At 39.2% G+C, this 14088-nt stretch carries 14 protein-coding genes; 2 read left to right on the forward strand and 12 right to left on the reverse strand.

Annotation, left to right across the window (positions count from 1 at the left end; genetic code table 11):
- Positions 1–74: 74 nt before the first annotated feature.
- The gene (locus A6E06_RS04710; protein ID WP_065594306.1) at positions 75–671 is read left to right on the forward strand and encodes a YtjB family periplasmic protein; all 597 of its coding nucleotides are present in this window, start codon (positions 75–77) and stop codon (positions 669–671) included.
- Positions 672–735: 64 nt separating this feature from the next.
- On the opposite strand, the gene deoD is transcribed toward A6E06_RS04710, so the two are convergent.
- The 12 genes from deoD to A6E06_RS04770 form a co-directional block, all read right to left on the reverse strand.
- Positions 736–1452, reverse strand: coding sequence for a purine-nucleoside phosphorylase (gene deoD / locus A6E06_RS04715; RefSeq protein WP_065594305.1), 717 nt, complete (start codon positions 1450–1452; stop codon positions 736–738).
- A 71-nt stretch (positions 1453–1523) separates the two neighbouring features.
- Positions 1524–2744: a phosphopentomutase gene (gene deoB, locus A6E06_RS04720; protein WP_065594304.1), complete on the reverse strand. Its 1221-nt coding sequence runs from the start codon at positions 2742–2744 to the stop codon at positions 1524–1526.
- A gap of 10 nt (positions 2745–2754) precedes the next feature.
- A complete protein-coding gene (deoA, locus tag A6E06_RS04725) occupies positions 2755–4086 on the reverse strand; it encodes a thymidine phosphorylase (RefSeq protein WP_065594303.1) in 1332 nt (443 codons plus the stop codon).
- A 115-nt stretch (positions 4087–4201) separates the two neighbouring features.
- A complete protein-coding gene (deoC, locus tag A6E06_RS04730) occupies positions 4202–4978 on the reverse strand; it encodes a deoxyribose-phosphate aldolase (RefSeq protein ID WP_065594302.1) in 777 nt (258 codons plus the stop codon).
- Positions 4979–5238: 260 nt separating this feature from the next.
- Positions 5239–5409 carry a XapX domain-containing protein gene (locus tag A6E06_RS04735; RefSeq protein WP_065594347.1) on the reverse strand — a complete coding sequence of 57 codons (171 nt, stop codon included), beginning with the start codon at positions 5407–5409 and terminating at the stop codon, positions 5239–5241.
- A gap of 271 nt (positions 5410–5680) precedes the next feature.
- On the reverse strand, positions 5681–6937 hold the full coding sequence (locus A6E06_RS04740; protein ID WP_065594301.1) for a NupC/NupG family nucleoside CNT transporter: 1257 nt from the start codon (positions 6935–6937) through the stop codon (positions 5681–5683).
- Positions 6938–7136: 199 nt separating this feature from the next.
- On the reverse strand, positions 7137–7913 hold the full coding sequence (locus A6E06_RS04745; RefSeq protein WP_065594300.1) for a TatD family hydrolase: 777 nt from the start codon (positions 7911–7913) through the stop codon (positions 7137–7139).
- A gap of 228 nt (positions 7914–8141) precedes the next feature.
- The gene (gene prfC, locus A6E06_RS04750; protein ID WP_065594299.1) at positions 8142–9722 is read right to left on the reverse strand and encodes a peptide chain release factor 3; all 1581 of its coding nucleotides are present in this window, start codon (positions 9720–9722) and stop codon (positions 8142–8144) included.
- Positions 9723–9806: 84 nt separating this feature from the next.
- The gene (gene rimI, locus A6E06_RS04755) at positions 9807–10253 is read right to left on the reverse strand and encodes a ribosomal protein S18-alanine N-acetyltransferase (protein ID WP_065594298.1); all 447 of its coding nucleotides are present in this window, start codon (positions 10251–10253) and stop codon (positions 9807–9809) included.
- The gene (locus A6E06_RS04760) at positions 10243–10644 is read right to left on the reverse strand and encodes a DNA polymerase III subunit psi (RefSeq protein WP_065594297.1); all 402 of its coding nucleotides are present in this window, start codon (positions 10642–10644) and stop codon (positions 10243–10245) included. Before A6E06_RS04760 ends, rimI begins: the two co-directional genes overlap by 11 nt.
- Positions 10645–10823: 179 nt before the next feature.
- Positions 10824–11327, reverse strand: coding sequence for a GNAT family N-acetyltransferase (locus A6E06_RS04765; protein WP_065594296.1), 504 nt, complete (start codon positions 11325–11327; stop codon positions 10824–10826).
- Positions 11317–11835: an SCP2 domain-containing protein gene (locus tag A6E06_RS04770; RefSeq protein ID WP_065594295.1), complete on the reverse strand. Its 519-nt coding sequence runs from the start codon at positions 11833–11835 to the stop codon at positions 11317–11319. The genes A6E06_RS04765 and A6E06_RS04770 overlap by 11 nt, the downstream gene beginning before the upstream one ends.
- 206 nt (positions 11836–12041) lie before the next feature.
- Here A6E06_RS04770 and A6E06_RS04775 point away from each other — a divergent pair, with 206 nt between their 5' ends.
- Entirely contained in the window at positions 12042–14069 is a 2028-nt protein-coding gene (locus A6E06_RS04775) for a GGDEF and EAL domain-containing protein (RefSeq protein ID WP_065594294.1), read from the forward strand.
- Positions 14070–14088: the final 19 nt, after the last annotated feature.

Consider the following 14088-nt stretch of genomic DNA (forward strand, 5'->3'; position numbering starts at 1 on the left):
GTCAAACGACATAAACTGCTATTTTTCTTTAATTTGGGTATAATTCCGACATTCTAATTTCTCTGGTGCTAATAATGCTGTCTCAAAATTTTGTCTTTAAAGGTCTGATGCTGCTTTCTCTTATGGCCTTCAGTTACTTTATTTTAATCAACAGTACCGTGATCAGTGACAGCAACCAAGTCATTCAAAATAAACAACTACAAGACTTGAGCCGGACAATGACTCGCCAAGCCGCCCTTTTCTCTGTCGATAATATTAAACAAGATAATCATGAAGGACTGTTATTACTTACGAATAACTTAGCTAAAGAATCATTAGTTTTTGATGCGACTATTTATGATGCTGAAGGTGGGATTTTAGCCAAAAGTGATAATGCACTTACGGCATCTCAAATTACAGGATTAAATACACCACTGTCAATTGATGGGATCGGAAGACAGCAGTTAATAGAACCCATTGTTAAAAATGGTCATTTATTAGGTTTTTTAAGAATTACGTTTGAGAAATCAACACTAACTGGATTTGCGAATCACCATTACCGTAAGAGTGATCGCTTAATGTTTAGTATGCTAGCCATAAGCCTTATTTCTGGTATGTTAATTATGGCTCTACTCCGAAAGCGAAAAAACTCTAGTGAACCTATCACTACCTTATTCGGTGGGAAATCATAAAAAAGAAAGGCGATGAAGTTACCCTCATCGCCTTTTTTATGTCTACACGTTTTCTTTAGCGGTATTATTTGTCGCCAAGCAATACTGAATCTAGTGCAATTAGCATCATTTCATCAAACGTCGTTGCACGCTCATCTGATGTTGTTTGCTCACCGGTCTTAATGTGATCCGATACTGTACAAATTGCTAATGCTTTTGCACCGTATTCAGCAGCCACACCGTACATGCCTGCGGCTTCCATCTCTACGCCTACAATGCCGTATTTATCCATTAGATCAAACATGCTTGGATCTGGTGTGTAGAACAACTCAGCAGAGAAAAGGTTACCTACTTTTACATCGATACCACGTGCTTGAGCTGCTAACTCTGCGTTACGAACCATTTCATAATCAGCAATCGCTGCAAAGTCATGATCTTTAAAACGGATGCGGTTCACTTTTGAATCAGTACATGCGCCCATACCGATAACAACATCACGCAGTTTTATCCCATCGTTTACGGCACCACAGCTGCCTACACGGATCACTTTTTTTACGCCAAAATCTTTAACTAATTCAGTCATGTAAATAGAGCACGATGGGATCCCCATACCATGCCCCATAACCGAAATCTTACGACCTTTATAGGTTCCAGTGTAGCCAAACATATTACGAACGTCACACACTTGAACTACATCATCAAGAAAAGTCTCTGCAATGTATTTCGCACGGATTGGGTCTCCTGGCATTAGAACAACGTCAGCAAAATCACCCATTTCAGCATTAATATGTGGAGTAGCCATAATTTGTATTCCTTTCTTTAACTTTTAAATAGAAAAAAAGCAGTAGAGCTAACTCTACTGCTTATTATTTTTTACAGAAATGATTTTCCATATTCCATATCAGAGGTTTCAAAATACTCTGCTAAAGTTTGACCAATATCGGCAAACGTATCACGGCGTCCTAATGAACCCGCAGGAACCTTGTGACCATAAACAATAACAGGGATATGTTCACGTGTATGATCAGAACCAGGCCATGTTGGATCACAACCGTGATCTGCCGTTAGAATAAGAATGTCATCTTCTTTTAGCATGTTCATGATCTCTGGAAGACGACCATCAAAATATTCAAGCGCAGCAGCATAACCAGCAACGTCACGACGATGGCCATACGCTGAATCGAAATCGACAAAGTTAGTAAATACGATGGTGTTATCACCCGCCGTTTCAATCGCGTCTTTCGTCGCATCAAATAGCGCAGGAATGCCTGTTGCTTTGGTTTTTTTAGTAATACCACAGCCAGCATAAATATCAGAGATCTTGCCAATTGAATGAACTTGACCGTTTTTCTCTTCAACTAATTTTTGCAGAACCGTTATTGCTGGTGGCTCTAGTGATAAATCACGACGATTACCTGTACGCTCAAATTTACCTTTGCCTTCACCAACAAATGGACGCGCAATGACACGGCCAATGTTGTAATCAGCAAGTTCTTCACGAGCAATCTGACAAAGCGTTAGCAAATTATCTAAACCAAATGTCTCTTCATGACAGGCAATTTGGAATACTGAATCAGCAGAGGTATAAAAAATAGGCATGCCTGTTTTCATGTGCTCTTCACCCAAATCATCAAGTACTTGAGTTCCTGATGCATGGCAGTTACCTAGGTAACCAGAAAGATTTGCACGCGCAAGAATGCGATCAGTCAGCTCTTTAGGGAAGCTGTTTGTTTTATCAGAAAAGTAACCCCAATCAAACAACACTGGAACACCGGCGATTTCCCAGTGACCTGAAGGCGTATCTTTACCTGAAGACAATTCAGCCGCATGACCGTAAGCACCAATGATCTCTGCGTTCGCGTCTAAACCAGCGGCAAATTGACCTGTTGATTCTTTACCCGCCATCGCTAAACCAAGTTTAGAAAGGTTTGGAAGAGTTAAAGGTCCTTTTCGGTTGCTGTTGTCAGCTAGGCCTTTATCACACTGCTCAGCAATATGACCCATGGTGTCTGAACCGACATCGCCAAATTTTTCAGCGTCGCCTGCGGCACCGATACCAAATGAATCTAGTACTAAAATTATTGCACGTTTCATGTTTTCTTCCTTACACATCTTCAGGGCGAATTTTGCGATAAACTTCCGGAGTCATTTCTGGTTGTTCATCACTAATCACGATTGCTGCTTTTACAGCATCCGCGGCTTGCTGCCATTGTTCTTCATTACGCGCGTGGATCATCGCTAATGGTTGTTCTGTATCTGCAGTTTGACCAAGGCGGATCATATCACTTAAACCAACCGCATAATCAATAGTATCGGTTGCAACACGACGGCCACCGCCCATACCAACCACTGCCATACCCAAATCACGAGTATCCATCGCATTAACAAAACCGGCTTTATCTGCAAATACAGGTTTAATAATTTGTGCACTTTCTAAGTGGTTGTCATAATTTTCAATAATGTCACTTGGACCGCCAAGACCAAAGACCATTTTACCAAAACATTCTGCTGCTTTACCATTATCTAATACAGTTTGTAGCTTAATTCGTGCTTCTTTTTCATCTTTTGCTAAATTAGCAATCACTAGCATTTCAGAACACAACGCCATTGTTACTTCGTATAAGCGAGGGTTGCGGTATTCACCTGTTAAGAAACGAATCGCTTCACGCACTTCTAATGCGTTACCTGCAGTTGATGCCAATACTTGGTTCATATCAGTAAGCAATGCGGTTGTCTTAGTACCTGCACCATTTGCAACTGCTACGATAGATTTTGCTAACTCTTCAGACGCTTCGTAAGTTGGCATGAATGCACCAGAACCCACTTTAACATCCATCACTAACGAATCTAAACCTGCCGCTAATTTCTTAGATAAGATAGAGGCCGTGATCAATGAAATATTATCAACCGTTGCTGTTACATCACGAGTCGCATATACACGTTTATCAGCCGGTGCTAAATCACCTGTTTGACCAATAATCGCTACACCTGCTTCTTTGGTTACTTTTCCAAAAATCTCATTGCTTGGCATAATGTTGTAACCAGCTATAGATTCTAGTTTATCCAGTGTACCGCCTGTATGGCCTAAACCACGACCAGAGATCATTGGAACATAACCACCACACGCTGCCACCATAGGACCAAGCATTAATGAAGTCACATCACCAACGCCACCTGTTGAATGTTTATCAACAATAGGTCCGTCAAAGTTCATGTGGCTCCAATCAATCACCATACCTGAATCACGCATTGCACACGTTAATGCGATACGTTCTGGCATTGTCATTTCATTAAAGTAGACCGCCATTGCAAAAGCTGCAATTTGACCTTCAGATACGGTATTCTTTGCAACTCCTTGAATAAAGAAGTTAATTTCTTCTGTTGTTAGTACTTTATTGTCACGCTTTCTGCGAATAATCTCTTGTGGTAGATACATTAGTGCCTCCCCAATCTTGGTTGGGTAATTTATATAAGTAGGGTTGAGGTAGGTGAGACGGTAATGCCTCACCTAAGTCGATTTATTTTTTAGCTATAAATCAAGTAACGAGAAACTAGTAAGCTGATGGGTCAGCTGTTTCTTCTGTTACTTCTAATGTATTTAAAAGATTAGTTAGTAAGCTTGATGCACCAAAGCGGTAGTGCATGTTATCAGCCCAATCGCCACCTAAAATTTCATCAGCCATTGCTAGGTATGCTTGTGCATCTTCAGCAGTACGAACGCCGCCAGCAGGCTTAAAGCCAACTGTTTTAGCTACGCCCATATCACGAATTACTTCTAGCATCATGCGTGCGTATTCAGGTGTTGCGTTAACTGGCACTTTACCAGTAGAGGTTTTAATAAAGTTAGCGCCAGCTTCAATACAGATTTGAGACGCTTTCTTAATAAGAGCTTCTTCTTTTAGCTCACCAGTTTCAATAATAACTTTAAGCAGAATGTCGCCACACGCTTCTTTACATTGCTTAACCAGTTCAAAACCTACGGTTTCGTCACCAGCAATCAATGCACGGTATGGGAATACCACATCAACTTCATCAGCGCCGTAAGCGACAGCAGCTTTAGTTTCTGCAACAGCGATAGCAATATCGTCGTTACCATGTGGGAAGTTAGTTACTGTTGCAATGCGTACTTCTGGTGTGCCTTGCTCGCGCAGCGTTTTCTTAGCGATAGGAACGAAACGTGGGTAAATACAAACTGCTGCTGTATTACCTACTGCTGTTTTCGCGTTCTTACATAACGCAATCACAACTTCATCTGTGTCGTTATCGTTAAGAGTCGTTAAATCCATTAATTTTAATGCACGTAGTGCTGCTGCTTTTAAATCGCTCATTGTTATCTCCAATAGAATAAATTCTTTGATAGTTTTGCTGTTTATAATTAAGTTCAACAGCAAATGAGCGGACTTGATTCCCTGAAGACTTGAGCGAAATAACGCTCAATCAATATCCATTTTGCCGCCAGTGCTTGCTTCATGTAACCAAGCAGACTGTGTAACATCTCATCATGAGACGCCGTTGAAACATGGTTTATTTTACCAATACTTCGGTTGAGGCACTAGTGAAACCATGTTTCCGTATAAAGACACTTAGATTACGAAAAGAAACGTTCAATAATCCATTGATAACCCACAGCTCCAAGATAAACACCGACGATCCCCATAACACCAGATAATACTGGAGGTGCTGGAATTGGTAATTTAATTGCTGAAAAAACAACACCAACAATCAAACCAGCTAAGACTGATAACAAAACTTCATTCAACATAATTCACTCTCAAGTTACTTATCGTGTATACATTAAATGTAGTTTAATTTTCAAAACCTAGTTGTCTTTCTCTTTGCTATGATTCGTATTGTATCAAGATTAATTCATCTCACTGTTTCTATCTGGTAACGCAATCGGTTTGCATCTCACTCTTTTTACATAAAAAATGGAAATAATTATTTATTCATCACAACGTTATCTTTTCTATAGGCATAAAAAAACCCGCAATAAATGCGGGCTTTTTAGCATCTAACTTACTCTATAACGATTATAGAGATAAGAATAGACCTGCGATTGTTGCTGACATTAAGTTAGATAATGTACCAGCAGCAACGGCTTTCATACCCATCTTAGCGATGTCATGACGACGTTCAGGAGCAAGGCTACCTAAACCACCAAGTAGGATTGCTACAGAAGAAAGGTTAGCAAAACCACATAGTGCGAATGAAATGATTGCTTTCGTTTTATCAGAAAGAACAACTTCAGCGCCTTCAGCTAGGTATGGTGCAAAGTTTAAGTAAGCAACGAATTCGTTAACTACTAATTTTTGACCCAAGAAAGAACCTGCAATTGTCGCTTCTTCCCACGGCACACCGATTAGGAAAGCAACTGGAGCGAATACGTAACCAAGAATAAGCTCTAGTGTAATTTCTGGCATACCGAACCAACCACCAACACCACCTAAGATACCGTTGATTAGTGCGATTAGACCGATGAAAGCAAGAAGCATTGCACCTACGTTTAACGCAAGTTGCATACCTGTTGCAGCACCTGCAGCAGCAGCATCGATTACGTTAGCTGGTTTGTCATCGCCTTTGTTATCAAGTGCGTCAAATTGGTCAACTGGAGTTTCTGTTTCTGGTTTAAGAATTTTAGCAAATAAAAGACCACCAGGAGCTGCCATGAATGAAGCTGCGATTAGGTATTCTAGAGGCACGCCCATAGACGCATAACCCGCAAGTACACCACCAGCAACAGAAGCTAGACCACCACACATAACAGCAAACAATTCTGATTGAGTCATTTTTGGAATGAATGGACGAACAACTAGAGGTGCTTCTGTTTGACCAACGAAAATATTCGCTGTAGCAGAAAGAGATTCCGCACGAGAAGTACCAAGTGCTTTTTGAAGAGCACCACCTAAGAAGTTAATCACAATTTGCATGATACCAAGGTAATAAAGTACCGCAGTTAATGATGCAAAGAATACGATTACAGGAAGTACGCGCAGTGCGAATACGAAACCGCCACCACCAAATACTTCAAACATTTTATTCGAGACTAAGCCACCGAATAAGAATTCGATACCAGTGTTACCATAGTTGATTACATTCGCAACCGCTTCAGATGCACCTAAAAGTACATCACGACCCACAGGTACGTATAGTATAAATGCACCTAGAATAAATTGAATGGCAAAAGCGCCACCGACAGTACGTAGATTGATTGCTTTGCGGTTATCAGATAGAAGTACTGCAAAAGCAAGCAGTGCTACAATCCCAACCAAGCTCATTAACAGGCTCATAGTTAAAAGTTTCCCTAAAATTGATTGTTGGCGTGTTTCAAATTAGCGGGGGCGATTATACTCACTGAACCACTAATAAAGTAATGCCGTTGTCACATATTCTGTCAACGTACATCATACATTCATTCATTAGTGTGATCTTTATCACTAAGGAGTATCTAAAGATTCATCAATTACATCTAAAGAAATGACTGGCAACTCAAATACCGAACAAATGATTAGTATTTCTATAAACAGCATTTGCAATCGTTTCCCTTGACTCTTTTCTCAACAAAATCAAACATTCTAGAATATGTCGTACTTTATCTGGCGAGTTAGGTACCCCCTGAAAACCAGATAATGGCATGTCAGGAGCGTCTGTTTCTAATAATAAACGATCTAAAGAAAGCTCAGAAATTGTGCGTTTTGTTTTAATCGCTCGCTCATAGCTAATCACACCACCGACACCAATATAGAAGCCCAAATTAATAAATTGATTCGCTTGTTGTAAGCTGCCACTAAACCCATGGATAACCCCGCCTTTCTCTGGTTTTATTTCTCGCAGTACTTTTAAAACATGATCGTGACTTTTTCGGCTGTGTACAATTAAGGGAAGTTGGTGGGTTTTGGCTAATAAGCATTGCTCTCGAAATACATGTATTTGGATATCGCGATTGCATTCAGGATCCCAAAAATCTAACCCGCACTCTCCAATAGCAATACGAGCCTGAGCTTGAACTTTAAATTTGTCTTTCAGGCGTTCAATTTCATGTTCATAATCAGAAGATATAAATAACGGGTGAATACCCAGCGCATAATACACCCCTTCATTTCTCTCAGCGAGTTCGCTTACCTTGTCCCAATTTAATTGATTAACACTGGGCACAATAAACTTGGTTACACCACTCTCCTGGGCTTTATTAAGATAATACGTTTCACTTTCTGAAAAAGGAGAAAAATCTAAGTGACAATGGGTATCTATCAATTTAAATGACATCACTCTTCTTCTTTCTTATATGGCACACAACTGCGTTTATTTTCAGGTGTTAAACCAAGAGATAAGCACCATACGCCACACCCTTTAATCCATTGTTTAATTATCTTCCACATTAAAGCTTCCCCTATCACGGATATATCGAATTTAATAATCAGAACAAGTATAAACAATAGATACAAAAACGGAGTCCGTTAAGACTCCGTTTAGATTTATTAGCAATAGAACAAATTAATGCTCTCGTGTTGCTCTGAATTGAACTTCAGGGAAACGCTCTACTGCTAAATTCAAATTAACCATAGTAGGCGCGATATACGTTAAATTATTGCCCCCATCTAATGCTAGGTTAGCTTGGCTCTTACGCTGGAAGTCATCCATGATTTTACCATCAGTACATTCAACCCAACGAGCGGTTGCAACACTGATACCTTCATAAATAGCTTCTACGTTATATTCTGATTTCAGACGAGAAACAACCACATCAAACTGAAGAACACCAACCGCACCAACGATAAGATCGTTATTTTGTAACGGACGGAAAACCTGAACCGCACCTTCTTCAGAAAGTTGGACAAGACCTTTCAATAGTTGTTTTTGCTTCAACGGATCTTTTAGACGAATACGACGGAATAATTCAGGTGCAAAGTTTGGAATACCTGAGAACTTCAAGTTTTCACCTTGCGTGAAGGTATCACCTATTTGAATCGTGCCGTGGTTATGCAAACCAATGATGTCACCCGCATAGGCTGTTTCAGCACGAGAACGATCACCCGCCATAAAGGTTACCGCATCAGAAATACTGACGTTTTTACCTGTACGAACATGGTTCATTTTCATACTTTGGGTATAAGTACCCGATACAATACGCATGAAGGCAATACGGTCACGGTGCTTAGGATCCATGTTTGCTTGGATCTTAAATACAAATCCTGAGAATTTTTCTTCAGTTGCTTCAACTGCACGTTCTACTGCTTCACGCGTTTGTGGTGCAGGAGCCCATTCAGTCAAACCTTCAAGCATATGGTCAACACCAAAGTTACCTAGTGCCGTACCAAAGTAGACTGGTGTTAGCTCTCCTTTAAGAAATAACTCTAAATCAAACTCGTGCGCAGCGCCAATAACCAATTCAAGCTCTTCACGAACACTGCTCGCAAGTTCGTTACCGATAGCAACATCAAGCTCTGGGTTATCAAGACCTTTGATCGTGCGTACTTCTTGGATCTCATGGCCATGACCAGATTGATACAAGATCGTTTCATCACGGTGAATATGATAAACACCTTTAAACTCTTTACCACAACCGATAGGCCATGAAATAGGAGCACAAGCCATACCTAGCTCGCTTTCTACTTCGTCAAGCACTTCCATTGGGTCTCGTACTTCACGGTCCATTTTGTTCATGAAGGTTACGATTGGCGTATCACGTAAACGCGTTACTTCCATCAATTTACGAGTACGATCTTCGACACCTTTCGCGGCATCGATAACCATTAGACATGAATCTACCGCAGTTAAAGTACGGTAGGTATCTTCCGAGAAATCTTCGTGTCCAGGAGTATCAAGAAGGTTAACTAGGCAACCGTTAAATGGAAATTGCATTACTGACGTAGTTACCGAGATACCACGTTCTTTTTCCATTTCCATCCAGTCTGATTTTGCGTGCTGGTTTGAACCACGACCTTTTACCGTACCCGCTTTTTGAATCGCGTTTCCGAATAATAATACTTTTTCAGTAATGGTTGTTTTACCCGCATCCGGGTGAGAAATGATGGCAAACGTTCTACGTTTACCCACTTCTTGTAAAAAAGACATAAGCGTTGATAATCCTGTAAGATTTCAGAAAGGATGTAATTAGGCGAGATTATACTCAAAGACGTTGATTATCTAAAGCGCCGATTAAAAGAATATATAACTCATGATAATGGCGTCTTCTTTACCATTAGCTGTTGGGTAGTAATCGTGGCGTCGAGTAACTTCATTAAACCCTTCAGATTCATACAAAGAGATCGCTTTAACATTACTTTCACGCACCTCAAGCCAAGCAGAATCAGCACTTTGTTCCATACACATATCAATAAAAAACTCAGTCAATTTACGACCAAACCCTTTTCTTTGATACGCAGGATCAATAGCAACATTAAGTAACGTCACTTCACCGACAACATTCTGCGCATAAAAATAACCAACAACTTGATCATTTTCTAGCATTACTCGATGTTGTGCACAACGACTATTTAAGTCTCGGATCATCGATTCAGCCCAAGGGTGTGAATGTGCCGCTCTTTCTATTCGCCAAATATCATCAAGATGAGTTTCAGAAATAAGTTGGATATTAATGGTCATAAGAACAAATTTGTCGCCATAGATCGCGTCGTGATTGAGTATTGGTATGCATTTCAGATAAAAGAGGAGAGCTCAATGTTCGCACTCCTTCTAATTCAGTAATAAGAACACCAGAAAACCAACACCACTTTAAATGATGTTCAGCCAAATACTCTAACGACTCAGAAGGAAGAAATAACGCCTGCTCTGGCAATAGTTTCATGCTTGCAAGTACCTTCCCAAAAAGAAAAGCATCACGTTCAGTTGGAACAGCAGGAGCTACAAATAATAACTGACAAGTTTCAGGTAACGATAGTGTGTTTGCTTCTAACATAGAGAAGTATTCTGGTTGTCGAACTTGCCAAACCGAAATATTCATTTCATTTAAAAACTGTAACGCTTGCTTTGGCATCTCAATTCACCTGTCAATTTAAGGTTACGGATATTATCAATATTCTAGAAGGGATACCACTTGATGTACCTGAAATAACTAAGATTGAATATAACGTAAACATTCAACCTTTAGATAGTACGTATAGACATATATAAGAAATGAACACCCACTAATATCATGGGTGTTTTATTGAATGGTTATAATAAGTCAAACTCTGGACAATATTCGATTAAGCCCGATTTACCGTCAATAAATTCAGGAGAGCATGCTTTAATCATAAATGCCTCTTCAGGGACTTCCCATTTGCACTTCATATCGTATTTATTTGCAGGCTCAAAACCAAAGCGATGGTAATAAGCAGGATCACCAAGAACAACAACGGCTGGGTAACCAAATTCAGCCAAGGTTTCTAACCCTTCAGTAACTAAAGAGTGAGCAATACCTTGTTTTTCAAATTCTTTTTTTACACACAAAGGCGCAAGCCCTTGCCAGTTTAAATCATCGCCATCAAGTGTTACTGGACTAAAAAGACAATGGCCTATCACTTCACCTTCATCAGTACATGCTACTAATGATAATGTTAGATGACTGTTTTCACGTAGAGACATCACTAACTTAGCCTCAGCTTCAGTCTCAAATGTCTCGTGAACTAATCGGTCAATCGTTAAAATATCCGCTGGAGCTTCAGTTCTAATAAGCATTTATCGTCTCTTTCACTTCAGGTTTTTGCAAACCTTGTTGGACAAAATTAGCCAACGTCATTAATGCTTGATTTAAATGTTTTGGTAATGAATCAAAATCAACACTGTCCATTAAGTTTTTCACTTCTAGACCAAGTTCTGTATCACCTTCAATTTTCAAGCGACGTTGGAAAAATAGAGTGTCAGGATCTTCTTTACGGCCAGCAATTAAAATTAAATCATTCAACGGACCGCTAAAGCTAACATCTTCGTTCTCTGCTTTGTCCGAGACTATCAGTTTTTCATCTTTATAGCTGATAAACCAGTGCAATTCGAGATCAATAATTGAAACTTTTAACCACTTACCTTCCAAAAACTCAAAATCACCATCTTCAAGTGCTTCATGAAATACTTGCTTTAAACCTTCGAGCAATATCTTTTTTTGCATTGAAATAGGGACAAATTTTGCAGGCACTTTGAGAACTGATGCCGCATTTTCTACTAATTTTGAACGAATTTGATTAATCACACTTAATTTCCACTACATTTGGTCGATAACTTTAATTAAGTATAAATTGATTGAGCGATATCTAACCTGTTTCTTATCAAAAAAAACACTTATTACAATTTAAGGTAGATATAAGGGTTTCATTCAATGTATATTTTGCTGTTGAAATTATAAATATCAATAATTCTGGACGTTATTTGTCTTCTTTACTAACAAGCGGTAGCACTATGTCACTTAACCAAATACAACATTGGCTTCCTTTACTAACAGATAACAGTCCATTTCTGTTTGCTATTTTAGACACGGATCATAACTACGTCACCGTCAATAACCGCTATTGTGAAATTAGTGGATTAAGCCGTGAAGCGTTGTTTGGTCGTTCAGACGCTGAGATTTTAGGTACTCATTTTTACTCCTCTCTTAAGCCCTATTATTCTAGAGCATTAAATGGCGAAAAAATTGAAGCTGAAATAACCCTCGACGACCATCGCTTTGATACCAGTTTTCATTTCAGTTTATTTCCAATTGAGCAGGACAATAACACCTACATTGTCTTTCATGCTGTAGATACATCTGAACGACAGCAATTACTCAGTTCATTAAAAGAAAGCGAATCTAAATACGAAAAACTCACCGAACTTCTTAATGATTCAGTCTTTTTAGTTGAAGGCGATATCATCGTCTCAGCAAACACCGCTTCCGCAAAAATGCTCGGTTTTAACAAACCAACCGAGTTTATTGGTGAAAGCATTGAACAATTATTAATCGCCAGCAACAAAACCCATTCCCTATCTGACATCATTGCTAACTTAATCTCAGGACAGCAATTAACGGTTAAAACGACGGTCAATTGCGGTATTCTTTCTGAGTTAATTCTAACCGTTGAAAAAACGTTTATTTTAGGAAGCCCAGCCCATCTTGTTATTTTAAAAGAAAATAAAAAACAACTTGCAACGAGTAGCCAAATTGCCATATCTCAAGTTGATTTACTGACTGGAATATACAACCGTCATGGGTTTACTCACGTTATTGATAAAATGATTAAAGAAAATATTCCTTTTTTCATGCTCTATCTAGATATCGATAATTTCAAAAATATTAATGATTCTTTAGGGCACCATATTGGTGATCGAGTACTGAAAGAAATTTCAACTCGGTTACAAAAGTTATTACCAAAACATGCCATTGTTGGGCATTTGGGGGGGGATGAGTTTGGTATATTATTTCCTAAACCAGAACATAACCAAATTCTTGACCAACTCGCAGATAAAATCATACAGCTAATCAACCAACCTTTTGACTTAGTCCACTTCTCTAAACGATTAGCCTGTTCTATTGGTAGTGTCCAATACCCTACCGATGGGACTGATGCCCGCAGTTTATTGCAAAATGCCGATACAGCAATGTATGAAGCGAAAGATCGTGGTCGAAACCGTTTGGTTAAATTTCATGATCAAATGAACAAAGAAGCAAGAATGCGATTATGGTTAGAAATTGAACTTCAAAAAGCATTGCAAAACAATGGGTTAGAAGTTTGGTACCAACCAAAGGTGAGCGCTCGTGATTTTAGAATTAATGGTGCAGAAGCACTTGTTCGGTGGAAACACCCTGTAGAGGGTTATATTAGCCCTGCTCGCTTCATTCCTGTTGCTGAGCGTTCAGGGTTAATTGAAATGCTAGGTAAAGTGGTTATGCGTGAGGTATTCCAAACCGTAAAAGAATGGAAAAACCAAGGGATCTTACCTGGTCGTATCGCAATTAATTTATCTCCTATACAATTTGGTAATCCACAACTCATTGACTATATGGAACGATTACTCAAAACAACTCAAGTTGATCCTAATTGTATCACCTTGGAGCTAACTGAAAGCGCAGTTATGAGTGATGGAGAACATGCAATTCAAATGCTTGAGGCGATAAAGAAATTAGGATTTACCCTTTCTATTGATGATTTCGGTACTGGTTATTCATCGCTAGCTTACCTTGCTCGTTTTCCACTTGATGAACTGAAAATTGATCGTGGTTTCATTAGCGAAATAGATACTCTACCTAAACAAATTACCATCATAGAAAATGTCATTAATTTAGGTAAAAATCTAAATATGGATATCGTGGCTGAAGGTGTTGAAACCAGACAACAAGCAATGCTTCTTTCTAGTTTAAATTGTGATTCTATTCAAGGTTTTCACTTCTACAAACCTCAGCCAAAACATGAGATTGAAGCGTTATTAGTACAAAACAAACGCTCAAGATAATCAAATAACAAAGAGGTTA

The sequence above is a fragment of the Aliivibrio sp. 1S175 genome (assembly GCF_001690985.1).
Taxonomy (GTDB): Bacteria; Pseudomonadota; Gammaproteobacteria; order Enterobacterales; family Vibrionaceae; genus Aliivibrio.